Annotated in this window: 22 protein-coding genes; 9 read left to right on the top strand and 13 right to left on the bottom strand. The window is 70.5% G+C overall.

The genetic code is table 11. The features are described 5' to 3' along the window. Positions 1 to 17: 17 nt before the first annotated feature. The 5 genes from ACGFI7_RS20690 to ACGFI7_RS20710 all read right to left on the bottom strand — a co-directional run bounded on the left by ACGFI7_RS20690 (position 18) and on the right by ACGFI7_RS20710 (position 5,642). Complete coding sequence (locus ACGFI7_RS20690) at positions 18 to 824, bottom strand: phosphatase (RefSeq protein ID WP_393406634.1); 807 nt, start codon at positions 822 to 824, stop codon at positions 18 to 20. Between the two features lie 4 nt (positions 825 to 828). Continuing rightward, positions 829 to 1,959 (bottom strand): ABC transporter ATP-binding protein, encoded by a 1,131-nt coding sequence (locus tag ACGFI7_RS20695; protein ID WP_393406636.1) that lies wholly within the window; start codon positions 1,957 to 1,959, stop codon positions 829 to 831. A gap of 20 nt (positions 1,960 to 1,979) precedes the next feature. After that, positions 1,980 to 3,677, bottom strand: a complete 1,698-nt coding sequence (locus ACGFI7_RS20700) for an ABC transporter permease (RefSeq protein ID WP_393406638.1) — start codon at positions 3,675 to 3,677, stop codon at positions 1,980 to 1,982. Positions 3,678 to 3,682: 5 nt separating this feature from the next. Further along, a complete protein-coding gene (locus ACGFI7_RS20705) occupies positions 3,683 to 4,714 on the bottom strand; it encodes an ABC transporter substrate-binding protein (RefSeq protein WP_393406641.1) in 1,032 nt (343 codons plus the stop codon). Positions 4,715 to 4,832: 118 nt separating this feature from the next. After that, positions 4,833 to 5,642: a GntR family transcriptional regulator gene (locus tag ACGFI7_RS20710; RefSeq protein WP_393406644.1), complete on the bottom strand. Its 810-nt coding sequence runs from the start codon at positions 5,640 to 5,642 to the stop codon at positions 4,833 to 4,835. A 284-nt stretch (positions 5,643 to 5,926) separates the two neighbouring features. Here ACGFI7_RS20710 and ACGFI7_RS20715 point away from each other — a divergent pair, with 284 nt between their 5' ends. Beyond that, positions 5,927 to 7,108 carry an SGNH/GDSL hydrolase family protein gene (locus tag ACGFI7_RS20715; RefSeq protein ID WP_393406646.1) on the top strand — a complete coding sequence of 394 codons (1,182 nt, stop codon included), beginning with the start codon at positions 5,927 to 5,929 and terminating at the stop codon, positions 7,106 to 7,108. A 540-nt stretch (positions 7,109 to 7,648) separates the two neighbouring features. After that, a complete protein-coding gene (locus ACGFI7_RS20720) occupies positions 7,649 to 7,909 on the top strand; it encodes a hypothetical protein (RefSeq protein WP_393406648.1) in 261 nt (86 codons plus the stop codon). Here the strand turns inward: ACGFI7_RS20720 and ACGFI7_RS20725 are convergent. Further along, positions 7,894 to 8,835, bottom strand: coding sequence for an acyltransferase domain-containing protein (locus tag ACGFI7_RS20725; protein ID WP_393406650.1), 942 nt, complete (start codon positions 8,833 to 8,835; stop codon positions 7,894 to 7,896). The two genes, ACGFI7_RS20720 and ACGFI7_RS20725, sit on opposite strands and share 16 nt — an antisense overlap. 356 nt (positions 8,836 to 9,191) lie before the next feature. After that, the gene (locus ACGFI7_RS20730) at positions 9,192 to 10,667 is read right to left on the bottom strand and encodes an ABC-F family ATP-binding cassette domain-containing protein (RefSeq protein WP_393407148.1); all 1,476 of its coding nucleotides are present in this window, start codon (positions 10,665 to 10,667) and stop codon (positions 9,192 to 9,194) included. Between the two features lie 73 nt (positions 10,668 to 10,740). Here ACGFI7_RS20730 and ACGFI7_RS20735 point away from each other — a divergent pair, with 73 nt between their 5' ends. Then, positions 10,741 to 11,151: a hypothetical protein gene (locus tag ACGFI7_RS20735; protein ID WP_393406653.1), complete on the top strand. Its 411-nt coding sequence runs from the start codon at positions 10,741 to 10,743 to the stop codon at positions 11,149 to 11,151. Further along, the gene (locus ACGFI7_RS20740) at positions 11,148 to 12,296 is read left to right on the top strand and encodes a trypsin-like serine peptidase (protein ID WP_393406655.1); all 1,149 of its coding nucleotides are present in this window, start codon (positions 11,148 to 11,150) and stop codon (positions 12,294 to 12,296) included. The genes ACGFI7_RS20735 and ACGFI7_RS20740 overlap by 4 nt, the downstream gene beginning before the upstream one ends. 211 nt (positions 12,297 to 12,507) lie before the next feature. Here the strand turns inward: ACGFI7_RS20740 and ACGFI7_RS20745 are convergent, their stop codons facing one another. Continuing rightward, complete coding sequence (locus tag ACGFI7_RS20745; protein WP_393406657.1) at positions 12,508 to 13,611, bottom strand: VLRF1 family aeRF1-type release factor; 1,104 nt, start codon at positions 13,609 to 13,611, stop codon at positions 12,508 to 12,510. Between the two features lie 378 nt (positions 13,612 to 13,989). On the opposite strand from ACGFI7_RS20745, the gene ACGFI7_RS20750 reads away from it, so the two are divergent. The 3 genes from ACGFI7_RS20750 to ACGFI7_RS20760 all read left to right on the top strand — a co-directional run bounded on the left by ACGFI7_RS20750 (position 13,990) and on the right by ACGFI7_RS20760 (position 16,486). Continuing rightward, a complete protein-coding gene (locus ACGFI7_RS20750; protein ID WP_393406660.1) occupies positions 13,990 to 15,417 on the top strand; it encodes a serine hydrolase domain-containing protein in 1,428 nt (475 codons plus the stop codon). A gap of 260 nt (positions 15,418 to 15,677) precedes the next feature. Beyond that, positions 15,678 to 16,025, top strand: coding sequence for an ArsR/SmtB family transcription factor (locus ACGFI7_RS20755; protein ID WP_393406662.1), 348 nt, complete (start codon positions 15,678 to 15,680; stop codon positions 16,023 to 16,025). Beyond that, positions 16,022 to 16,486 carry an SRPBCC family protein gene (locus ACGFI7_RS20760; RefSeq protein WP_393406665.1) on the top strand — a complete coding sequence of 155 codons (465 nt, stop codon included), beginning with the start codon at positions 16,022 to 16,024 and terminating at the stop codon, positions 16,484 to 16,486. The genes ACGFI7_RS20755 and ACGFI7_RS20760 overlap by 4 nt, the downstream gene beginning before the upstream one ends. A 172-nt stretch (positions 16,487 to 16,658) precedes the next feature. Here ACGFI7_RS20760 and ACGFI7_RS20765 read toward each other — a convergent pair whose 3' ends face one another. The 5 genes from ACGFI7_RS20765 to ACGFI7_RS20785 form a co-directional block, all read right to left on the bottom strand. Continuing rightward, positions 16,659 to 18,173 (bottom strand): heparinase II/III family protein, encoded by a 1,515-nt coding sequence (locus tag ACGFI7_RS20765; protein WP_393406668.1) that lies wholly within the window; start codon positions 18,171 to 18,173, stop codon positions 16,659 to 16,661. Positions 18,174 to 18,211: 38 nt separating this feature from the next. After that, positions 18,212 to 19,009, bottom strand: coding sequence for a CU044_5270 family protein (locus tag ACGFI7_RS20770; protein ID WP_393406670.1), 798 nt, complete (start codon positions 19,007 to 19,009; stop codon positions 18,212 to 18,214). Further along, the gene (locus ACGFI7_RS20775; protein WP_393406673.1) at positions 19,002 to 19,595 is read right to left on the bottom strand and encodes an RNA polymerase sigma factor; all 594 of its coding nucleotides are present in this window, start codon (positions 19,593 to 19,595) and stop codon (positions 19,002 to 19,004) included. Before ACGFI7_RS20775 ends, ACGFI7_RS20770 begins: the two co-directional genes overlap by 8 nt. A 222-nt stretch (positions 19,596 to 19,817) precedes the next feature. Next, positions 19,818 to 20,597 (bottom strand): methylenetetrahydrofolate reductase, encoded by a 780-nt coding sequence (locus tag ACGFI7_RS20780; protein ID WP_393406675.1) that lies wholly within the window; start codon positions 20,595 to 20,597, stop codon positions 19,818 to 19,820. A gap of 85 nt (positions 20,598 to 20,682) precedes the next feature. Next, positions 20,683 to 21,237, bottom strand: a complete 555-nt coding sequence (locus tag ACGFI7_RS20785) for a GNAT family N-acetyltransferase (RefSeq protein WP_393406677.1) — start codon at positions 21,235 to 21,237, stop codon at positions 20,683 to 20,685. Positions 21,238 to 21,424: 187 nt separating this feature from the next. Between ACGFI7_RS20785 and ACGFI7_RS20790 the strand changes: the two genes are divergently transcribed. Continuing rightward, positions 21,425 to 21,970 (top strand): RNA polymerase sigma factor, encoded by a 546-nt coding sequence (locus tag ACGFI7_RS20790; protein WP_393406679.1) that lies wholly within the window; start codon positions 21,425 to 21,427, stop codon positions 21,968 to 21,970. Then, positions 21,970 to 22,944, top strand: a complete 975-nt coding sequence (locus ACGFI7_RS20795) for a hypothetical protein (RefSeq protein ID WP_393406681.1) — start codon at positions 21,970 to 21,972, stop codon at positions 22,942 to 22,944. Before ACGFI7_RS20790 ends, ACGFI7_RS20795 begins: the two co-directional genes overlap by 1 nt. Positions 22,945 to 22,983 lie beyond the last annotated feature (39 nt).

Genomic DNA, 22,983 nt, shown 5'->3' on the forward strand with positions numbered 1-22,983 from the left:
GGACATGACCATCCTCCTCAAACAGCGATACCGGTCGCGCGCCGGAGCATGTACGCGGTCACCGGCGCGAACTCGGCGGGCGTGAAGTTGTCCTCGATCGGCAGGACGTGCTCGTGCCGTCCCCTGGCGCGCGCCAGGAACAGAGCGACGTCGTTGGCGTCGGCGATCGACAGCGTGTGCAGGCCGGCCGCGATCGCCGCGCCCGCCATGCCGTGGTCGGCGATGACGAGATCGATCCGCACGCCGCCGGCGATCACCGCGGCGATCATGGCCTCCATGTGGTCAGGCCGGTGGGTGTGCAGGATCGCCTCGTCGTGGAAGGCGCACGCGACCCCGCCGAAGAACCGGATCCCCGTCTCGCCGGCGGCGTGAGCCCCGACGGCGCGGTCGAGCCGGTGGTCGTCGAGGACGCGGACGATCCTGTTGCCCGCGTTCCGCAACGCGCGCGCCAGGTCGGCGTAGTGGTCGAGCAGCCCGGTCGGGTGCCCGGTGGCCAGCAGCACCGTGCCGCCGCCGTCCCGCAGGAAGGGGGCGAGGGCGTCGGCGTGCGCCCTGATGCCGGCCAGCGTGTGGTCGGGCGCGATGTACCCAAGCTCGGGGTCGCCGTCCGTGATGCGGTCGCCGATGCCGGCCTCGACGGCGGTGACGACCTCGTCGATGGACGCGGTACGCCAGTCCTCCAGGCCGAAGGTGTTGTCGGCGTCTCCTTCGAGCATCTTGTGCGCGTACGCCAATGACTGCCGGCGGACGGTCCTGATGCCGCCGGACAGGCTCCGCTCGACGAGCAGGTCGCGCAGGTCCGCCTCTTCGTGTGCGATGCCCATGCCGTCAGCTCGCCGCGGCCGCGGCGACGGGCCGGGCGGCGGCCTCCGGTGGGCGCCACCCGCCCTCGACCCTGGGGAACGCCCGCGCCGCGCCCTTGCCGATGCTCAGCCGGACGTTCGCTCCTGGCGACCAGCCGCTCTGGGCCGAGTGCACGATCACCACGGAGCCTCCGGCCTCGACGTAGGTGCGGACGACCGGGCCGAGGAACTGCACGTCGCGGACGACCCCGCGCAGCGCCTCCGCACCGGGTGCGTCCTCCTCGCCGAGCGAGCTGAGCGACACGTCCTCGGGACGTACGGACACGTCGACGGGCGCGCCGGGAGAGACGGGAGACGACGTGCTCGCGGGCGTCGTGGGGAGCACCGCTCCGGCGACGTTCACCTCCCACGACTCGTCCGACCCGCCGGCGTACTCCCCTGCCAGCCAGTTCGTGATGCCGACGAAGTCGGCGACGTACCCGTTGGACGGGGCCAGGTAGATCTCGTGCCCGCTGCCGAGCTGTTCGAGCGAGCCGTCCTTCATGACGGCGATCCGGTCGCCCAGGGCCAGCGCCTCCTCCTGGTCGTGGGTGACGTAGACGATCGTCGTCCCGGTGTCGCGCTGGATCTCGCGCAGCTGGGTGCGCAGCTGGATGCGGGTCTTCGCGTCGAGGTTGGACAGCGGCTCGTCCATGAGCAGCACCGACGGCCGGATCGCCAGCGACCGGGCGACGGCGACGCGCTGCTGCTGCCCGCCCGAGAGCTCGTTCGGTCGCCGGCCGCCGAGTCCCGCGAGGCCGACCAGGTCGAGCGCCTCCCCGGTACGGCGGGCCCGCTCGTCCTTGGCCAGTTTCTGCGCCTTCAGCCCGAACTCGATGTTCTCCGCGACGGTGAGGTGCGGGAAGATCGCGTAGTCCTGGAACACCATGGACGTCGGCCGCGCGTCGGGCCCGTAGCCGGACACGTCCACGCCGTCGATGAGCACGCTCCCGCTGTCCGGCTGGATGAACCCGGCGATCATCCGCAACGTGGTGCTCTTGCCGCACCCGCTGGAGCCGAGGAGGCAGAGGAATTCGCCGCGGCCGACGACGAGGTCGAGGTCGCGAACGGCCGGCACCCCGTCGAACGACTTGCACAACGACTTCAGTTCGATCATGGAATCTCCGTCAGCAGGTGTCACAGGTCGTAGAGCCGCAGCCGGGAGCCGAGGGCGAGCTTCGCGACGGCCAGCCCGGCGAAGCTGACCACCATCAGGCCGGCCGCGACGCCGGTCGCGGCGCCCCACTGGCCGAACTCGGCGAGGTTGACGATGGTGGGCGCGCCCAGGCCGATGCCCGGCGAGGTCAGGAAGATCACGGCACTCAGCGTGTTGATCGCGTGGAGGAACCCGAACACGAGCGACGTGGTGAACGCGCCGCCCAGCAGGGGGAACATGATCTGGACGATGACCCGGGCGCGCGAGGCGCCGAGGTCGGTGGCGGCCTCGTCGATCGACGGGCTGATCTGGTTGATGGTGGTCACCGCGGTGCGGTAGCCGACCGGGATGGCCCGCACGACCATGACCAGCACCAGGATCAGCGCGGTGCCGGTCAGGGCGATCGGCGGCTCGTTGAACGTGAGCAGCCACGAGATGCCGATCATCGTCCCGGGGATCGCCGACGGCAGCACCGCGAGCCCGTCCAGCACGCCTCGGCCGAAGACCCGCGTGCGGTGCACGACATATGCGGCGACCAGCGTGCTGATCGTCGTGATGATCGCTGCCGTGGCGGAGAACAGCGCGGAGTTGCGGATGTCGTCACCGCGCAGGAGTGCCGTTCGCCAGTGGTCCAGCGTGAGGCTCCAGTCCGCGCCCCACGCCCGGGTGAACGAGCCGGCCATGATGCTCCCGTAGATGAGGATCATCAGGACGCTGACCAGGCCGAGGACGGTGAGGAGCCCGCGCCGCACCGCCGCGGGCAGCGGAGCGGGCGGCAGGCTCCCCGTCTTCCCCGACACGGTGACGGCGGAACGCCGCGCCAGGACGCGGCGCTGGATCAGGAAGAGGATCAGCGTCGGTACGAACAAGAGCACGCACAGCACGGCCGCCATCCCGAAGTCCTGCCGGCCCACCGCCTGCACATACGCCTCGACCGAGAGCACCTGGTACCCGGCGCCGATGAGGACGGGGTTGCCGAAGTCGGTGATGACGAACATGCCGACGAGCAGCAGCGCGTTCAGGATCGTGGGGAACGCCAGCGGCAGCGTGACCCGGCGGAAGGTCTGAAACCACGTCCAGCCGAGGTCCCGGCTGGCCCACTCCAGGGTGGAGCCGATGTTCTTCAGCGTCGGCAGCAGGGTCAGCGTGGCCATGGGGAAGAAGGCGAGCGTCTGGACGAGCCAGAGCCCGCCGAGGCCGAGGAGGCTGATGTCCAGCCCGAGCAGCTCGTGCGTGATCAGACCCCGCCGCCCGAACAGCAACAGCACCGCCAGGCCGACGACGAACGGCGGCGAGATCAGCGGGAGCAGGGCCATCACCCGCAGCACGGCCCGGCCCTTCATGTCGGGCCGGCTGAGGGCGTAGGCGAACAGGAAGCCGACCACGGTGGCGCTCAGCGTCGAGGCCACGCCGATGACGGCGGTGTTCTTCGCGGCCGTCGCCACGCGCGGCTCGGCGAGCCTGCTCCATGCCTCGCCGTCGGGCTCGAACAGCATGGCGACCGTCGGCACGAGGACGAGGAGGAGGAGCAGGCCGGCGACGTAGGCGACGAGCGTGCCCACGGTGATCCGGTCTGCCAGCAGGCGCCTGCGGCTGCGCCGCTGCCAGTCCGGCCCGGTCCCGGGGGCCCGCTCCGTCCGCACTTCCGGTACGACGGTCTGCCGGGTCGTCGAGGGCACGGGCATCAGACCCCGTACCGCTTGGCGAACTCCTTGGACACCGCGTCGCGCATCTCGCCCGCGCGCACCGGGTCGTAGTCCACCAGGTCGAGCTCGGCGAGACCCTGCGCGCCGTCGGGCAGGTCCACGTCGCTCCGCACGGGGTAGGAGTGGACGAGGTCGACGATCATCTGGGACGCCTTCCTGCCCTGGAGCCACTGGATGAACTTCTCGCCGCCCTGGGGGTTCGGCGACCCCTGGACGAGCGCGTTGCCGGAGATGACGACGCCGGTGGGCTTGGGGTAGACGAGCTCGATGGGGAACCCGGCCCCGCGCACGTTGAGCAGGTCGTGGGCGAAGGAGACACCGGCGGCGTACTCGCCGGTGGCGACCAGCTGCGACGGCGCTCCTCCGCTGTCGGTGTACTGGCCGATCAGCTTGTGGAACTCGTCGAGGAACTTCCACGCGCCCGCCTCGTCGCCGTGGCGGAAGATCTGCGTTGCCACGAACGTGTACCCGGTGCCGGACAGCGTGGGGTTCGGCATGACGAGCTGGCCCTTCAGGTCGGGGCGCAGCAACTCGTCCCACGTCGTCGGGAGCGGGGCGCCGCCGGTCTCCTCCTTCCACCGGTCGGCGTTGACGCCGACGGTCATCAGGATGAGCTCGTTGGCGTGCCAGTAGCCCTCGGGGTCGACGAACCGCTGGTCGATGCCCTCGACCGTGGGCTTGAACGACCGGATCAGTTTCTCCTTGGCGAGCGGTCCGGCGTCCCCGCTGGCCAGGCCGATCACGTCGGCCGCGGGACGGCCGGCCTCGGCCTTCAACCGTGCCAGGAGCTCGCCGGCGCTCTGTCGCAGCACCTCGACCTCGATGCCCGACTCGGCCTTGAACGCCTCGGCCAGCCGCCGGGCGGGTTCCTCGGGCATCGGCGTGTACCAGGTCACCGTGCCGCCGGACCCCGATGCGGAGTCGTCGCCACCTGATCCGCAGGCCGACCCGAACATGAGGAGTGCGAGAGAGAGCGCGCCTGCGGCGACTCGTAACAGGGACTTGTGCATGAGTGACCGCCTTCGGATCGATGCGCCCACGGGAAGGGACGCAAGGTCACGATGCACGAAATGGTGATATGTGTTGACGCAAGTTGTCAATATCTCTTGTAGACCAATTGGTCGATGGTCATCCCAGAGACGTCGCCTTGTGGGTCACTCCGCGGGGGTGCCCGAGGTCCTCCTCCGAGGTCGACGTGAGGTCCAGCTCCGATGTGATCATGTAGCGGTCGCCGCGGAACAACGTCTGGGTGAACTCGATCGGAACGCCGTCCGACATGCGGGTCGCGGTCCTGAAGAGGAACGCGGGAGAGTACGGCGGCGCCTCAAGCACGACCGACTCCTCCTGGCTGAGCACCGTCGGCTCGATGGTCTGCGTGCCCGCCGCCACCTTCAGGCCGTAGCGGTCGGAGAGCAGCTGGTAGAGGGACTTCTCCTCCAGCTCCTCGGCGGGCAGGCCGGGCACCAGCGCGTCGGGGAGCGTCGTGGTGGCGAGCGCGATCGGGTCGCCGTCGGCCAGCCGCAGCCTGCGGATCGTCACGATCGTGTCGGACGGCGCGATCTGCAGCCGCCAGCTCATGCGGACGCCCGCGTCGGAGCGCTCCACGCCGACGACGCGGGTCGAGGGCGTGATGCCGCGCCGGCGCAGCCCCATCGAGAACGACGACGCCGTCGGCGACTGGGTGATCGTGGGCCGCGCGACGTAGGTGCCGCTGCCCTGCTTGCGGATGAGATGACCGTCCCTGACCAGGTCGTCGACGGCGCGCCGCACTGTGAGCCGGGAGACGCCGCAGTCCTCTTCGAGCACGCGTTCCGGCGGGATCGGATCTCCCACGTTGAGGTCTTCGAGCAGGCTCATGATCCGCTCACGGACCATGTTGTGCTTGCGCCCGCGACGAGCGTCCGCGTCGCTCACGTCCACCCCCTCCAACCCCTTCACGGCGACACCCGCACTTCTCCCGCATTTTACGTCACGGCCACGGATTGGTATTGACGACTTGTATACCAACTCTTACAGTCACCGAAGAATCATGACCTTCCCGGTGAACCAGGGCGGGGCGCGACGACGCCCCCGCCACTCCTCCGTCCCACGGCTGGCCGCGATCGTCAGGCCGGGTCCGATCATCGTCGCATCAGGGCCGACGCATGACCACCCTGCCCGACCCGCGCCTTCCCCCGACCGGCCTCAGCCCTGAACAGCACCGTTCCGACAAAGGAGCACCGATGGGCAACTACACGGTCAATCGACGTCATCTCTTCGGGCTCGCGGGCGCCGGCGGCGCCGCCCTCGCGGTCCCCGGCCTGTTAGCGACGCCGGCGCACGCCGCGCCCCCGCCCCCGCCCGCCGCGTGGCCCACCGAGTTCGTCGAGGTGACGCCCAGCATCGAGGGCGACATCGCCTGGTACGACGTCTCGCACTGGGGCGTCGAAGGCAAAGGTTGGTCCGACACGGCGGCCTACTACGACCGGCTCCCCGCCAAGGCCGAAGGCGTCGTACCCCCCGCGGTCTGGGTGCGCAGCCGCAACTCCTCGGGGCTCCTGACCCGGTTCGTCACCGACTCGACCATCTTCCGGGCCCGCTACCAGCTCAGCCTCGCCACCATCTCGATGTACCACATGCCCGCCATCGGCCACAGCGGCGTGGACCTGTACGCGCGCACCCCGGAAGGACGCGACGCCTGGCTCGCCAACACGCACCCGGACGCGCAGAACGTCGACCAGCAGATGGGCATCGCGGTCGACCCGGGAGAGCGCCTCTATACCGCCTACCTGCCGCTGTACAACAGCCCGCAGCGGCTGGAGATCGGCGTCCAGGCCGGCGCCAAGTTCCTCGGAGTCGCACCGCGCACCACTCCACCCGCCATCTTCTACGGCAGCTCCATCATGCAGGGCGGCGTGGCGTCCAGACCCGGCATGTCCATCACCGCGCTCCTGGGCCGCCGCTTCGACGTCCCCACCATCAACCTCGGCTTCTCCGGCAACGCGCGCATGGAACCCGAGCTCGCCGAACTGCTCACCGAACTCGACGCGTCCGTCTACGTGGTCGACAGTTCCCCCAACATGAATCCGCAGCAGATCGCGGAACGCGCCGAGCCCTTCGTCCGCATCCTGCGCGCGGCCCGCCCCGACACGCCCATCGTGCTCGTCGAGGACCGCCGGTACGGGGACGGCCAATTCGTCGAGTTCCGCCGCACCCGCAACGCACAGAACGCGGCCGCCCTGCACACGGCCTACACGAACCTGCGCGGCTCCGGCGTCAGAGGTCTTTCCTACCTCTCGGCCGACAAGCTCCCCGGGCCTGAGGAACTGGTGGACGGCTCGCACCCGAGCGACCTCGGCATGGCGACGTACGCCGACGCGTACGAGAAGGTCCTGCGCCCGATCCTGAAGAGACGAGGCCACTGACCGCCGCTCTGCAACGCCCCGGGGCTGGCGACACGTCCCGGGGCACGGTCGCACGTGATGGACGTGATCATGCCAGGCGGCGGGCCGACCGGCTCTGATTGCGCGCCTTGAAGCTCCGTCATCTTTTGTAATATCAAGAGATCGAAGCGAAGTGGCGGATAACGTTGACGGTGGGGACAATGAATCGTGAGCATCTTCCTTCGCGCCCGGAAGGGCATCTCGACAGGAAGGCAAGAAATACAGCTGGATCTCTTATTGTGCTGGCCAGTGTGGTTTGGTAGCCGGTGTCATGTATCGATTCGTTACGCTTATTCCTCATTTTGAAGGTTGATCTCGATGGCTCATGCCTGACCATATGCGCGGCATCACTGCCGCGGAAGCTAGACAAGGCCAGCAAAATGGGCCGTACGGTCCGGGAGGCCAGACGGTGCCGGGGAGAACGCCAGTCGCGGACACTCCCTCCGCGACGCTTTTCGCGGCACCAGCGCCGCGCTCGCTTCGGCCGTCACCCGGGCCATCTCCGGCAGCACGGACGTGTAGATGTCCGGCGTGATCGACAAGCTGGAGTGGCGCAGCATCGAAGACGTCGTCTTCAAGTCGTTGCCCGCTGCCAGACAGGGTGGCCGCGCCATGGCGGAGGTCATGCAGACGGATCGGCGGCACCCCAGCCGCGAAGGCCAACCGCTCGCATTGTTCGGAGACCCAGTCCGGCTTGAGTTCTGCGCCGTCCTCCCGGGTGAAGACGCGGCCGCCCTGGCGCGGCCGCGCGGGCCACGGCAACCCCGTCAGACCGGGAAGTAACCCCGCCGCCAACGCCAGTGCCCGCCCGCCATCCAATGATCGAGGATCGCCCGCTGCAGCACGGTGCGGCGCGGCAGCTCCTCCACCGGCGTGCTCAGCGTGCGGAACACGAACCGCAGCGCCTCCAGGTCGGGGTCGATCCCTTCCGGCGGCTCGTACGGCTCCAGCTCGAAACGCCGCTGGAACCGGACGATGTTGGAGTCGGCGGGCAGATACTCCGCCAGCTGCAGGTCCAGCAGCCACGACCCGCACGAAAACCTCGTGTGCTTCTCGGCGGGGAAGTGCCGGGGGAAGAACGCGCGCGCCTGCTCCAGCGACGCGTCGACCGCCTCCGGCGCCAGCGGCCCGGTCTCGGGGATGTGGATGCCGAGCGTGTCGCCGCGCTGGTACTGCAGACGGCCGAGCTCGTACACCCCGCCACGCCAGTGCAGCGTCAGCCACGCCTGCATCACCGGCCAGCCCTCGCCGCGCATGCGCCGGTCGACGGCCAGGTTGCGGCCCAGGTCGGCCAGCGTCGCCCACGACACCTCGTCGGGGATGCCGTGGTCGCGGTGGTAGCCGCGGACGACGTCGACCAGTGCCAGGAACGCGTACACGTACAGGTGCCGCCAGGCCGGGCCGCGCTCGCGCGGCAGCTCCGGCCCCGGGGGCAGCCACTCGTGGCCGCCGAGGTCGGCGCGGATCAGCGCGGTGACCCGGTCGAGCAGCCAGCGCAGCTCCGGCGTCCACAGCTCCGAGCCGGGATCGGGCCAGCCGGCCAGGATCTCGGCGGCGTCGTCGGCCGGGACGGCGAGCCGTTCCAGCAGTTCGGGGGCGTCGGTCTTGGCAGGCAGCGGCGCGGGTGGTGGGTCGTCGGCGAGCCGGTGCACGCGCTCGACCTCCCCAACGGGGACGCCGAGCCGCGCGGCGACGTCGTCCAGATTCACGAACAAGATCCTACTTCGCGGGGGTGGTCTCCCCGGGCCCGATCACGGCCGTCCGGAGCGGCCGGACGGCACATGATCTCGCGGTCACACAAGCAGTCACCCTGCTCCACAGACACACAGGACGCATCACGCCGCGACACTCGCCCGGGGCATCAGGACAGGAGTGCCGGTGACTCATGCCGCAGCACCCTAAGAGGCTGCGCCGTCCGGTCCCGGGGCGATGACCGTGGGCTGACCGTCGGCCGGATCGAGAGGGAACAGCGTGGATTCCCCACCCGGCGGATGCGGCCCTGATGGACGAGGGTGAACCAGAGCGCGCCGTCGGGGCCGCAGGTGATGCCGCATGGGACCGTCGATCAACAAGAAAGAGCGATCTCCTTACCGGTGAAGCGACGCCGTAGCGCCCGGTCGTGCGTGACCACCACGAGCGTGCCCCGGTAGTCGCCGAGCGCCTGCTCGAGCTCCTCGACCAGGGTGAGCGAGAGGTGGTTGGTGGGTTCGTCCAGCAGCAGCAGGTCGTGTTCGCCCGCCAGCACTTCGGCCAGCGCCAGTCGCCGCCGCTGGCCCTCGGACAGTGCGCCGACTTTGAGGTGCAGCGCCTCGCGGTGGAACAGGCCCGTCGCGAGCAGGGCTTCCGGGTCTCTGCCGTAGGTCTCCATAACCGTTCTTTCGGGGTCGAAGGTGACTTCCTGCGCGAGGTACCCTGCCCGCCGACCGGCCTGGGCCGCGATGGCCGCCAGCAGCGTCGACTTGCCCGCGCCGTTCGGCCCGGTGATCAGCAACCGGTCGCCCGGTTCGATCCGCAGCCTGCCGTGGTCGACGTGCGTGCCGGCGCCCGCGAACCTGCCGCGGAAACACAAAGGCTTGGGCGGTCGCGGTACCGGGTCGGCTTCCAGGCGGCGCAGGCGTTCTGTGGCTTGCCGTACCCGCGAGGCGACCGAGCTCTGCACGCGGCCGGCGTTGCGGTCGTAGGCCATCTTGTTGTTGTCCTTCATCTCGCGGCCCCGCGCGACGCGGCGCGCCGTGGTCGCGGCGAACTCCTTGACCTGCTCAACCTCCTCCCGCCAGGCGGCGTAGGTCTGCTCCCAGCGCTGCCGGGCGGCCGCCTTGTCGGTCAGGAATCCGGTGTAGCCGCCGCCGAACCTGGTGATCGTGCCGCCTTCGACCTCGAGGATCGTCGTGGCCACCCGGTCCAGGAAGGTCCGGTCGTGTGAGATCGCCAGCACCGTGCCCTTGTGGGCGCGCAGCCGGTCCTCCAGCCAGGTGAGCGCCGCCTCGTCCAGGTGGTTGGTGGGCTCGTCGAGCAGCAGGATCTCTGGTGAGGCGGCCAGCACGCAGGCCAGTCCGAGCCGGGCCTGCTCGCCGCCTGACAGGGTCGACAGCGCGCGCGAGCGCTCGACCTGGGCCAGGCCGAGCCCGTGCATGGCCTTGTCGACGCGGGCGTCGGCCTCGTATCCGTCACGGGCCTCGAAGGCGGTGAGCAGCTCGCCGTACAGGGTCAGGTCCTGCTCCTCGGCGGCGCGCTGCATGTCGCGCTCGAGTGCGCGCAACTCGGCCAGCGCGGCGTCGACGGCCTGCTGGACGGTGTGGTCGCCGGGCAGGTTGAGGGTCTGGCCCAGGTAGCCGACGCCGCCGGCGGCCACCACCGTCACCTCGCCGTCGTCTGGCTGGTCCACCCCGGCGATGAGCCTGAGCAGCGTTGACTTGCCGGAACCGTTCTCGCCGACGATCCCGGCGCGCTCGCCGGGCCGGATGCTGAAGGTGAGCTGGTCAAGGACGCGGTGCTCGCCGTAGGACTTCGAGACTGCCCGGAGGGAAAGCTGTGTGGTCAGAGGAAACTCCAATCGCAACTGCTGTAGCTTTAAGCTAGCACAAGAATCTCCCCTAACGCAACTGAGGTAGACATTGGACGGACATCCCGGCGGTCGCAGCGCCCGGGTGCGCGACGCCGTACGACAGGCGACCCTCGCCGAGCACGGCTACAGCGTCGGGCTGGTGCGAAGGGGGTTCGCCGATCCGGTCGCCGGGCCGATCTCCGCCGCATTCGTGTTGGCCGCCGTACAGAGCACCGGGCCCGCGCAGACGCTGCACCCCTTCTTCGCCGCCCGCCACGAACAGGCAGCCGAAGTGGTGCGGCGGGCGGTCGCGCGGGCGAGCTCGCTGGCGGGCTCCTGGCCGTCGCCGGCCGCCTCCGTGTTGGGCAGGTGGCCCAAAGCCCCAGGGACCGCCTCGTCAGGTTCGACGAAGCGGGCGTCCGACGTCGATTCCTACCCTGAGGCGGACATCACCGTCTCTGCCTCCGGGAGGCACGGGTGAGAGCACTACGCAGGGTGGCCGTCGTGGCCGCAGCCATGTCCATGACCGTCGCCGGAATGACCGCCCCGGCATCGGCGGCGGCCGCGCAGTTACCCCTCGACTGGAAGGTCGGCGGCCAGCCCGCGACCGCGCAGCAGGTCGTCGACTACTGGGGCCTGGGCGCGCTCAAGTTCGCCAACGACCAGGGCCATGCCCCGTCCGCCGTGTCGTCGGGCCACGACGACGCGCTCAGCAGCCCCACCCCGAAGACCGGCCTGTCAGCCAAGACGGTCGGCAAGCTGTTCATCCTGAAGTCGACCACCAACACCGCCGAGGCCCCCGAAGGGGAGATCAAGACCACCTGCTCGGGCAACGTCGTGGTCAGCGCCAACAAGAGCGTCGTGCTGACCGCGGGCCACTGCGCCATCGTCAAGATCCCCTTCTCCACCGAGGAGATCATGCTCAACGGCGTCTTCATCCCGGGATTCGACGGCACGACACTGGACGCCAAGGCGACGGCCGACCCGGACGGCTACCCGGACGCGCAGATCGCGCCCCACGGGGTCTGGGCGGTTACCAACGTGTTCCTCACCGGCGCGTGGAACGCCGCACCGTTCTTCGCCGCCGGGCAGGACATGGCGGCGCTCACGGTCAGGAAGCCCGGCAGCTCGCAGCGGATCGAGGACGTCACCGGCGGGCAGCAGGTGGCCTTCAACCGGCCCCGCACCGGGCAGCGCACGGTCATCGGATATCCCCAGGACAACACCCGGGCCTGGTACCACCCCAGCAGGAACACTCCCGGCGTACCGGTCAACTCGACACCGCCGGCCCCGATCAACCACGGGGTGCCCGCATCGGACCAGCGGGAGAACGACGGCAAGGTGATGATCCAGACCACTGGGACGGCCTGGCAGGGCGGCTGGCCGTACCTCGACCCGCAACTGGCCAGCGCCCTGAGCGCGGGCTCCAGCGGCGGCCCCTGGTTCGAGGAGTACGACCCGCTCACGGGCGAGGGGATCCAGACGGCGGTCTCCAGCCGGTTCGACGGCGACCCCATCGCGCCGGACATCATCGCAAGCTGGTACGAGGGACCACACCTCGTCGGGACCTACTTCGAGGCGCAGCAGCAGGAGGCCTACCAGGCGGCGGCCGCGGCCACGCCGTGACAGCCGGGCGGCCCCACCCCATCGGCGGCGCCACGGCCTATGGCGCCTACCTTGGGGGACCGTAGGGGGACCGGCAGTCTCGGACACTCCTGTTTCAGAGCGGTATTTCCGACACTGTCCGGCCCGCCGCTTCCGCAGGGTGCGCCGATGCCTCGGAGCGCGGCGTACAGCGGCCCGCCGCCCGGCAGTGCCTCACGATCGCGACGACCGCTCACCAGCGCAGCATCGCCGCCACTCCGCCCGCCTCGGCCAGCTCGCCCGCCGCCCCGCTCTCCAGCACGGTGACCTCGCCCCCGTGCTCGAGGGCGAGCTCGATCATCTCCTCCTCCAGATCCTCGGGAGCGACGGGCTTGGGCGGCGCGGCCTTCCACCCGCCGGCGTCATCGAGCAGCAGGTGCTCGACCCGGCCCTGCCGCAGCAGGGAGAGGATGTCGTCGAGGCCGACCGCGCCGTTGCCGCCCGACAGGGCCAGGTCTCGGGCGTGTACGGCCAGCGCGGCGTCATGCCGGGCCCGCGCCTCGTCGAGAGCGGGACGCACGAACTCCAGCACCTCCGGCGGCGACAGGGCGGGATCGAGCACGGCATCCACCTGGATGATCTCCGTGCCGGCCGGCAGCGCCTCGCTCAGCACCGAGGTGTCGCGGGGGTCGCCCACCAACAACAGAGTCTCCCAGCCCAGTTGCCGAGCCTGCCCGGCTACGTGCGGGGCCGACTCGCGCAGGAACTTGGTCAGGTGTTCCTCGACGCGCTGGTCGAAGCGGTCGGGGTGGATACCACCCCGGGAGAGGCCGGGCAGCGTCTTCGACCCCTCGGCGGACCCGCCCGCGGTCGCCAGCCTGAAGTTGATCGGTTCCAGCTCGTCGGCCAGGCCGTACCGGCAATCGAACAGCCGCACGCCGTCACGCCCCACCCTGGCCACCCCGGCAGGCCTGTCGGCCTGAACGGCGGTGATGAGCGGCAGCAGATAGGCATGCTCCCGCAGCATGGCGAGGTCGCCCACCGGGAGCTGGACCCACTTGGTACGGACCTCCTCACCGGCCACCTGCGCGAACAGGGCGCGCCCCAGACCGGGACCGGCCGGGTCGAGCAGTTCGTCGATCCGCGGCTCCAGCAGGTCGAGGCGGAGGCCCACGAGCCTGGCTCGCTCGTGGTCGGGGTCCGCGGACAGCTCCTGGCGCAGCGCGGCGATCTCGTTGCGCAGCCGGGTGCGCCCGGCCTGCGTGCCCGGCTCCATCGTGGTGTAGAACGACAGCACACCGACTTCGTCGCCGAAGGCCGCCAGCTCGCGTAGATCTGCCTGGTCGAACATCACCATGACGCACTCACCTCCGTAGGCGGGGCCCTGGCGCGGACCCCGGCGGTGAGGGGGTGGCTCGATTTTATCCCGTCGCTCGTTCTCGCTGGTCAGCGGCCTGCCAGAGGGTGACGTCCGCGGACGTGACCCGAGCTCGCGCCTGGGCATCTACTCCCGCCCCGGGCGGACCTCCGCCCTCATGAACCTCTCCACCCAACTGCCCGACCGTCATCCCCACCGACTGCCGGCAATCAGTCCCGAGACCGCCACCGCCTGGACCCAGGCCGGTGGCAACGGGGCCCGCTACGCGGCTCAACTCCCCGATCGACCCCATCGCAGAACCTCAGCACTGTCCGAAACTCGATGGAGCGGATGTGGCGATCTTGTTAGGGTGTCCGGATGCCTGCTCAGCGCACCCTGCTGCCGCGCTCGACACCGGCCGCGTCAGGGGTGTCGTCCCGTTCGATCGCCGCGCTGCTGGACCGGCTCGAAGCGCAATCCGTCGAGTGTCATTCGATCATGGTCGTACGCCACGGTCACGTCGTCGCCGAAGGCTGGTGGGCGCCGTATTCGGCCGAGCGCCCGCATCTGCTTTACTCGCTGACCAAGTCGTTCACCTCGGTCGCCGTGGGGCTCGCGATCGCCGACGGGCTGCTCTCGCTGGACGATCGGGTGGTGGACGTGTTGCCCGACCACGTTCCGGCCGGCATCTCGGAGCAGGGACGCCGTCTCACCGTTCACCACCTGCTGTCCATGACGAGCGGGCACCGTACGGACAGCCTCGCCGAGGCCTGGCAACTGGAACCGGGCGACCTGGTGAAGGGCTTCCTGCGCGTACCGTTTCCCGAGGCCGAGGGAACACGGCACGCCTACGACAATCCGACCACCTTCATCCTGGCCCGGATGGTGGAACGGGTCACGGGCCGCGGCCTCCCGGAGCTCCTCGACGAGCGCCTCTTCAAGCCGATGGGCATCGACCACGCCGAATGGGACCGGGTGGCGAGCGGTGCCGCCTTCGGATTCCACGGACTGCACCTCACGACCGAGGCCGTCGCCGCCTTCGGTGAACTGCTGCTGCGCGGAGGCCTCTGGGGCGACCGGCGGCTCGTCCCGCGCGCATGGGTGGAGCTCGCGACCAGACGGCACATCGACAGCCTGCCGTTCGAGGACGGGTCGGACGACGTCGACTTCAGCTGCGGTTACGGTTACCAGTTCTGGATGTCGCGTCACGGTTACCACGGTCACGGTGCCTTCGGCCAGCAATGCGTGGTGGTCCCGTCGCACGATCTCGTGGTCGCCGTCACCGCCCAAGGGCAGGCCCAGGACGTGCTCGACGCCATGTGGGAGTGCCTGCTGCCCAGCGTGGACCACGCCGGAAACACCCGGGACGACGAGATCCTCGCCGATCGGCTGCGGCGGCTGTCACTCGCGCCGGTGCCGGGTTCGGCCGCCCCGGAGCGTTCCGCCAAGGCGAGACTCGACGCCTCCGCCGAGGACTCGGCTCTGCCCGACGGAACCACGGTGATCATCGATCCCGTGGACGGCGGATGGCTCCTGCGACTCGGGTCGCTCCTCAACGTCGAGGTCGGCCACGGCGACTGGCGGGAATGTTCGCCGCTCGGCCGCCCTGTCGTCGCGGCCGGCGCCTGGCAGGGCAACACGTTCGTCGCCGAGCTTTACGTCATCACCACCCCGCACCGGGTTCGGCTGGTGGTCGACGCCGACGCGGGGACAGCGGTGGCGACGTGGAGCACCGTGCCCCTGACCGGCCCCAGTCTGGCGTTGCATGTGCGGTCGCCGCTGATGACACGGCCCGACGTCGCGTAGGTGATGTCGACCAGGCTCGCAGGTGTCGGCTACGAGCATGACGCACGGACGCGGCAGCAGGAAGATCAGCCCGGAGCGGCACGAACCCAGGCGCCGCCCGCGGAGATCGCCGCCGAGCGTTGTCATCCCGGCCAGACACTGCTGATCATCGTCACGGGCAGTGCTAACCGGCATAGCGGGACCGTCGAAGGCCGGACGGGTTCACGCCCGGCCACTGACGGCCTTGCCTCTCGGCTATGGTAAGTCTAGGCTTACGGTTCGTGGCCACTTACCGATCCGACGACGACGCATGGAGCGCGCTGGGTGATCCGACGCGGCGGACGATCGTCACGACCCTGGCCGAGCGTCCGCGCTCGGTCAGGGAACTCGCCGACGAGCTGCCGGTCAGTCGGCCCGCGGTGTCGCAGCATCTGAAGGTGCTGAAGGACGCCGGGCTCGTGGACGAGACCGCCGCGGGGACGCGCCGGATCTACCGGCTGAACCCGGCGGGCGTGGCGGCGCTGCGCGATCAGCTCGACCGGTTCTGGGACCGGGCGCTGACCGGTTTCCAGGACGCGGCCCAGCGGGACGGCCCGGCCGCTCCAGGCCAGCAGGAGGAGCAACAATGACACAGACGGCCGTGAACCGGAGCGTCGTGATCGACGCCCCGATCGAGCACGCCTTCAAGGTCTTCACCGAGCGGTTCGGCGACTTCAAGCCGGCCGAGCACAACCTGCTCGGTGCGCCCATCGTCGAGACCGTCTTCGAGGCGAGGGTCGGCGGGCACATCTACGACCGCGCCGAGGACGGCAGTGAGTGCCGGTGGGCGCGGGTCCTGGCCTACGAGCCGCCGTCTCGCGTGGTGTTCTCCTGGGACATCGGCGTCCAGTGGCAGATCGAGGCCGACACCGCGAACGCCAGCGAGGTCGAGGTCCGCTTCATCCAAGAGTCGCCCGGCCGGACCCGGGTGGAGCTGGAGCACCGGCACATCGACCGGCACGGGCCCGGCTGGCAGTCCATCGCCGACAGCGTGGGCGACGACCAGGGCTGGCCGCTCTACCTGAACCGGTACGCCGCGCTCTTCGACTGAGCGCACCTCCGCCAGGTGGCCGGCCACCTGGCGGAGGCCGCACCATCGCCGCCGAGTCGGCCCTCCTTCGAGCCGTCATGTTCGCGAGCTCGGAAGGTGCGATAGCAGATGATTCCGTCATAAATGATCTTCCCGAATCCGAGAGGTGCTCTCCACCACGCGTTCATGTCCCCTACGAACGGCCTGTGCCTGGCACGATCACGGTCAGCACCTCGGGGGCCTCGCCCGACGTCACGGTCACGGACTCGGCGGTACGCAGGTAGCCGGGGGAGACCTTGACCGTGCCGACGCTCTGCCCGGCGTACGGGTGCTGTGTCAGCGTCACGCGCCAGCCGTCGCCGTCCTCCAGCACCACCACCCCGTCCCGCTGCGAGACCAGGCGCAGCGCGGGGTCGAAGTGCCACAGGCTGCGCAGCGTGCCCTCGGCGGCGCGGTCGCGCACGACCATGCGGTCGGGGCCGTGCTCGACCCGGACCTGGCGGGTCCTGGTCACCCCGTAGGCGTCGTCGGCCAGCTCGAAGACCTGGCGGTCCGGGTCCGCGCCGACCAGGCGGGTGGCCGTGCCCTCGCGGAAGCGCCCGCCGGTCACGACCGGGACGTTGTGCGCCTGCGGGGTGCGGGTCCACGCCGCGTAGTCGGTTCGCTCGTACGAGTGGAAACCGGCCTCGACCAGGATTCTGCGCCCCTGCGCCGTGTACGTGACGCCCATGTGGTCCTCGTGACCGTGCAGCCTCCTGCCCGGGCCGAACCTGATCGAGTAGTAGGCGGAGTCCGGGTCACCCCAGGCGGTCCTGCCGAAGACGTACCCGCCGTCGAACACCCGCACCACCGGCCCCACCTGTGGGAACCCGTCCGCGCGGGTGTCGGCGGGGCCGTCGCCGATCGGGACGAGGCGGCCGTCGGGCTGCGTGGCGTGCGCGATGTACGTTTCCAGGGCGGCCCGCCGGGCGACGAGGCGTTCCGGGGCCTCGGCGCCGGTGGCGGCGATGGCGCGCAGGGCGACGCCGAGGCGGCGGTGCACGTACAGGCCGTAGCGAGGGGCCTGTTCGTGCAGGACGCCCTGGTCGTCGATGGCCAGCTCGGCCGAGCTCACCATCCGGCGCACGGCCAGGTTCCGCCAGGACGCCCGGCCCAGGCGGCAGCCCACCACGAGCAGCGCGATGTCCTGGTCGAGCCCGTGGTTGTGGCCTGGGCGGTAGAGCGCGGGGTCGGCGAGGAGCTCGCCGTGCTCGGCCAGGCTGTCCCAGAGGTGACGTTCGCGTACGTGCTCGCTGAGGCAGACCAGCACCGGGGCGCGCAGCGCGACCGCGTGCTCGGCCCACGCCCACGGGCTCACCTCGCCGCCGCGCGGGTTGGCGGAGATCCAATGGCTGACGAGGTCGGCGGCGCGGTCCAGGTGGGCGCGTCCCCCGGTGTGTTCGTACGCGGCCACGAGCCCGCCTGCCCAGCGCAGGGCGTGCAGGTTCAGCGCCCACGAACGGTTGCCGTGCGGGTTCGCGGCCCAGTCGACGTCGGGACCCAGCTCGACCGGCGCGAGCCCGACGAACCGCACCCGGCCGTCCATCACCTCGGTCACGTCGATCTTCGGGAACTGGTCGCTCAGGCAGATCGCCCTGCCAGACGTGGTGCGGGCACGCCAGAACACGTCGTCGTCGCTCCTGTTTCCGGGCGCGCGAAACCCGCGCACCGACTGGTGATGGTGGGTGCTCTAAGGGATCAGGCGGGTCAGGTGCGGCCGGGGGCCCGATCGGTCCAGCCGACGTCCAGGACGACCTCCGACCGGCCGTGGTCGTCCACGGCGGCCAGCACCTGCGACGTCCCCGGGTCGATGATCAGCGTCCGCCGTCCCCCGTCAGCCAGGGCGAAGGAGAACGCCTCACCGGCACGGCCCTCCGGGTCCGTCCTGCCGCCCAGGTAGCGCACCTCGGGCAGGTCGGCGAGCGCCCGGTAGGCGGCGGCACGCACGGCCGGCGGTGACGGCTTGCTCCACAGCAGGCCGGCCAGGGCGTCGGCGAGCAGGTCGGCGGGCGCCATCGACGCCATCCGGGTCGTCAACGCCGCCGGGTCGGCGGGCAGGTTCTGGATCTGCTCGAACGTCACGTCCCGGCCCGCGATGCTGAACGGCGACCCGCCCGTGACGGCACGGACCGGCGCGTCCACGCCCTGCCGCGCCCGTTCGCTCTTCCACGCCCGGCCGTCTCTGGTCGCCCAGAGTTCGGTCGTCCGGGTGTCGTCGTGGAGCTTCCTGATGTGCCAGTAGGCGCCGTCCTGGCCGGTGACGGACGCGGTGGTGGCCGCCGCGAGCAGTACGGATCGGCCGTCAGGCGCAGGGACGTCGTGCGGGGTGCCCCGCGTCAGGACCATGCCGAACAGGAGCAACGCCGTCGCGGCGACGGCGAGCGCCACCGGCCACGCCAGCCGGCGGCGCCGCCCGGCCCGCACCCGCCGCCACACCCGCGCCTGCGCACCCGGGCCCGGCCGCGGCTCGCCGTACAGGTCGCGGAGCTGCCGAAGATCATCCATGGTCGGCCTCCGCCAGCATCGGGTTGGAGTCGCCGAGCAGGCCGCGGAGCTTCCTGCGCGCCCGGCTCAGCCGCGAGCCGACGGTTCCGTACGGGATGCCGAGCACCGTGGCGATCTCGTCGTGACTCAGCCCGGCCAGGGCCACCAGCAGCAGGACGTCGCGGTCGCGCCGATCCAGCGACGCCAGCGCGGCGGCCAGGTCGGCGCGCAGGCTCTGGGCGCTGACCCGGACGGCCACCGTCTCCTCGTGCCCCGGCGCGTCGGCGTCCGGGCCGTAGCGGCCGAGCGCGCGCAGGGTGCGGGCCTCCAGGCGGCGGTGCTTGCCGATGAGGTTCGTGGCGATGCCGTACAACCACGCCCGTACGCCCGCCCTGGCCGGGTCGTACTGCCGGCGCTTGCGGAACGCGGTGAGGAACGTCTCGGCGACGATGTCCTCCGCCGCGTCCGCGCCGAGGCGCTGGGCGACATAGGAGTGGATCTCCCCGAAGTGGGCGTCGAACACGGCCGCGAACCGCTCGGCGTCGAGGGCTTCCCCCGGCGCGCGAGCACCCCACGTCAACGCCGCCGCGATGCTCTCCCCCGTCATGCGCAACCCTTCACCCGGATCGAACGGTCATCTCTGATCACCCGATCCCCGGATTCGCTTTCACGGCGCGGGCCGGCGTCTCCGGTGGGGGCGGCCTGTCTCAGGGTGCGCAGGCGGCGGGTGGGAGGCGTCTCGCCCAGCAGCAGCGCGAGCGAGGTGCGTGTCGGCGGCAACCGGGCCCGCTGAGCTGCCCGACTCTTGATCGTTGTGGCCGGCGACCCTTCAGAGGGTTCCGGCCAGCCGGGACTCGACCTCGCGGTAGCGAGCCACGGGAATCAGGTGCACACCGTCGAAAGCACCCGAGTCGCGGATGGCCAGGACCTGCTCACAGGCCGCCTCGACCCCGGCGAGGCGGTCGGTCGCCACTCTGTCCACCAGTTCGGCGGGGATGTCGATGTCCGGGATGGCGGCGGCCAGGCGGCGGGCGTGGTTCTCGCTGGCGATGACCATCACGCCGGCATAGACGGGCACGTCCACCGGATTGGCCTCCCGCCATCGCAGCAGCGCCTCCAGGGAGAAGCTGACCTGAACGAACACGAAGTCGGCCGCGCGTTTCCAGGTGGGCAGGGGGCGCAGTCCGGCGGCGGTGCCGACCCGGAACGCGGGACCGTCCGCGAAGGCGGGGTCCTCGCCGAGTCCGCGGACCTCCTCGATCATCGAACGCACGGTCAGGTCGCTGGTTCGATTACCCGTGGTGGGTTTGTCGCCGTACACGAACAAGAACTGTTCCACCCCGTACGCCGCGGCGGTGAGCAGGTCCCGCCGGAAGCCCAGCAGGTTGCGGTCGCGGGAGTTGAGGCAGGCGATGCTCCGCCCGCCCATCGCCTGGACCTCGTGGGCGACGGCGACGCTGGAGACCGTGGCCCGGCCGATGTGGTTGTCCGGGATCAGGAAGGACCCGGCGACCCTGCTGAGGGTGCCGATCTGGTGACGGACGTGCTTGAGGTCCGGACGGGTCGGCGGCTCGATCTCGCAGATGACCTCGAAGGGGTGATCAGTCATAAGATCGAATGTACGGAAGGCGTGATTTCCAGGCGAGGCGTTCCACTGGATGAGAACGACTCGGCTGGGTCTGCATGGACGTTCGTCAGGACTTGTTCGCCCATTCCGGGGCGAGGATGGAGTGCACCACCGAGTCCCTCCACCCGTCCTTGAGATGCAGGTGCCCGCGGATGCGGCCTTCCTCCACCATGCCGGCCTTGGTCATGACCCGCGCCGACGCTTGGTTCTGCGGGTCGCGGGCTCCCCAGACGCGGTACAGGCCGAGCTCGTCGAACCCGAGCCGCAGCAGCAGCCGCACGACCTCACCGCCAAGTCCGCGTCCCCATTGGTCCGCCCGGAGCGCGAAGCCGATTTGCCCGCTGCTCTGCAACGGATGGCCGAGGTCGATCGCCAGCCGGGCGAACGCCACCAATGGTCCGTCCGGGAGGAGTCCGGCGAGAGAGTAATCGAGCCGTTCGCCGGCGTGCGCCGCGGCGATCACGCTCTCGATCGTCCTCTGCACCTGGTCGTGGGTGCGCGGCTCGAAGCTCATGTACTCGGTGACGACCGGATCCCCGTAGATGGCCAGGAGTGGATCGACGTCATCCGGGGTGAACTCCCGCAGGCCGATCCGCGGGGACGTGATCGTGACCGGGTACATGCGGTGACTCTACTGGCCACGCGGCAAGCGCAGCCTGCGCCGGACTCCGGCGAAGTATTTCGACGGTTCTCCGTCCCGGAACGAAATGATGGCCCGACTCCCTACATACGCACAGATGTCCGCACATCAACGTGAGTGAAGGAGACGGCCATGGGGACGCCGAGGAGACCGGACACGGGGCCGGCCCGTGGGTGGTGAGCCGGTCAGGTTCGAGGCCATGTACCGGGAGACGTACGGCCGGATCACGGCGTACGCGGCCCGCCGCTGTCACTCGCCGCAGGACGCGGCGGACGTCGTCGCGGAGACCTTCGCCATCGCCTGGCGGCGGATGGGCGAGGTGCCCGAGGGGGAGCGGGCCATCCTGTGGCTGTACGGCGTGGCGCGCAGGGTGCTGGCCAACCACTATCGGGTCGAGGGGCGCCGCCAGGCCCTCAGCGTGGAGCTCGACGCCGAGATGGCCGACCTGTACCAGGCCGCGCCCGACAGCGGGGTCGAGCTGACGGCGATCGCGCAGATCTTCCGGGCCTTGCCGGACACCGATCGGGAGTTGTTGTCCCTGGTCGCATGGGAGGGGCTGGACCGGCAGCAGATCGCCTCCGTGCTCGGCATGTCGCGCAACGCCGTGCGCATCAGACTCCACCGCGCCCGCAGGCGCTTCGCCCGCGCGCTCGCCGAGGCGGGCGTGCACGTCACATCGCAAGGCCGGTTGGCCCCCGCGGAGGGACATCTGTGATGAGGAACATCGACGACATCGACGACATCGACGAGATCACGCGTGCGCTGGCCCGGGTGGAACCGGGCAAGCCGGGTGGGCGCGCCTCCGACGCGGGTGCGCGGAAGCTGCTGGCCGCGATCGTCGCCGAGCCGCCCGGCCCGTCCGGCGCCCGGCCCCGTCCCCGCCCGAGACCTGTCCGGCGGCTGGTCCTGGGGCTGGCGGGGGCGGGACTGCTCGCCGTGGGCATCGTGGTGGGGCCCAGCCTGCTGAAGGAGGGCGGCACTCCCTCCTACGCGGTCACCAAGGAACCGGACGGTGTCGTGTACGTGCAGATCCGGGATTTCCGCGACAAGGCGGGGCTGGCGAAGCGGTTGAAGGAACTCGACGTCCCGGCCACCGTCGACTACGCGCCCCCAGGTCAGTGGTGCCGGGAACCGCGCGGAACCCCGGTGCGGGACATCCCCCGCGGCCTGTACTCCGTGCCGGAGAACATCCCCGGTGAGGAACACGGCCGGGGCTGGCAGATGCGGATCGACACCAAGCTCTTCAAGCCCGGCCAGACGTTCGTCTGGACCATCAGCGACCACCGCACCAGCACGATCCTGATGAGCGGCCCGGTCGCCCCCTGCGTGCTCGTGCCCGATACGTCACGCGAGCCGAAGGTGGACACGTCCGACTACCGGCTGGCGACCTTGAAGGGCCGCTCGCTGGCCGGCTTCCGGGTGGATGAGAAGACCGTCGGCGAGGTCCTGCCCGAGATCAAGAGACGCGGGTTCAAGGTCGAATATCTGATCATGGCGGTGGCGCCGGACAACCCGGGCGGCTTCGGCGAGCTGCGCACGCAGACCAAGCCTGTCGGCGACGACTGGATCGTCTGGGAGGCGGAGGAGTCCGTCCGCGACTCGGGACTGATCCGCCTGCTCGTCACCGGCAAGCGCTTCGACCGGAACCCGGTCTACGGCGGTCCACGCGACGACGTCATCGAGGAGTAGGTCCTGCCCGGGCAGCCACGACACATCGATAACATCCGC

The organism is Nonomuraea sp. NPDC048826, from assembly GCF_043198225.1.
In the GTDB taxonomy this organism is placed as follows: Bacteria; Actinomycetota; Actinomycetes; order Streptosporangiales; family Streptosporangiaceae; genus Nonomuraea.

Bases quoted from the DNA above. Each gene is read 5' to 3' on its own strand.
- ACGFI7_RS20785 (WP_393406677.1), bottom strand. From the start codon at position 21,237: ATGTACCCGGTCACGATCACGTCCCCGCGGATCGGCCTGCGGGAGTTC.
- ACGFI7_RS20720 (WP_393406648.1), top strand. From the start codon at position 7,649: ATGTCCGGCGTGATCGACAAGCTGGAGTGGCGCAGCATCGAAGACGTC.
- ACGFI7_RS20690 (WP_393406634.1), bottom strand. From the start codon at position 824: ATGGGCATCGCACACGAAGAGGCGGACCTGCGCGACCTGCTCGTCGAG.
- ACGFI7_RS20695 (WP_393406636.1), bottom strand. From the start codon at position 1,959: ATGATCGAACTGAAGTCGTTGTGCAAGTCGTTCGACGGGGTGCCGGCC.
- ACGFI7_RS20770 (WP_393406670.1), bottom strand. From the start codon at position 19,009: ATGGATGATCTTCGGCAGCTCCGCGACCTGTACGGCGAGCCGCGGCCG.
- ACGFI7_RS20750 (WP_393406660.1), top strand. From the start codon at position 13,990: ATGCCTGCTCAGCGCACCCTGCTGCCGCGCTCGACACCGGCCGCGTCA.
- ACGFI7_RS20715 (WP_393406646.1), top strand. From the start codon at position 5,927: ATGGGCAACTACACGGTCAATCGACGTCATCTCTTCGGGCTCGCGGGC.
- ACGFI7_RS20745 (WP_393406657.1), bottom strand. From the start codon at position 13,611: ATGGTGATGTTCGACCAGGCAGATCTACGCGAGCTGGCGGCCTTCGGC.
- ACGFI7_RS20775 (WP_393406673.1), bottom strand. From the start codon at position 19,595: ATGACGGGGGAGAGCATCGCGGCGGCGTTGACGTGGGGTGCTCGCGCG.
- ACGFI7_RS20705 (WP_393406641.1), bottom strand. From the start codon at position 4,714: ATGCACAAGTCCCTGTTACGAGTCGCCGCAGGCGCGCTCTCTCTCGCA.
- ACGFI7_RS20780 (WP_393406675.1), bottom strand. From the start codon at position 20,597: ATGACTGATCACCCCTTCGAGGTCATCTGCGAGATCGAGCCGCCGACC.
- ACGFI7_RS20760 (WP_393406665.1), top strand. From the start codon at position 16,022: ATGACACAGACGGCCGTGAACCGGAGCGTCGTGATCGACGCCCCGATC.
- ACGFI7_RS20795 (WP_393406681.1), top strand. From the start codon at position 21,970: ATGAGGAACATCGACGACATCGACGACATCGACGAGATCACGCGTGCG.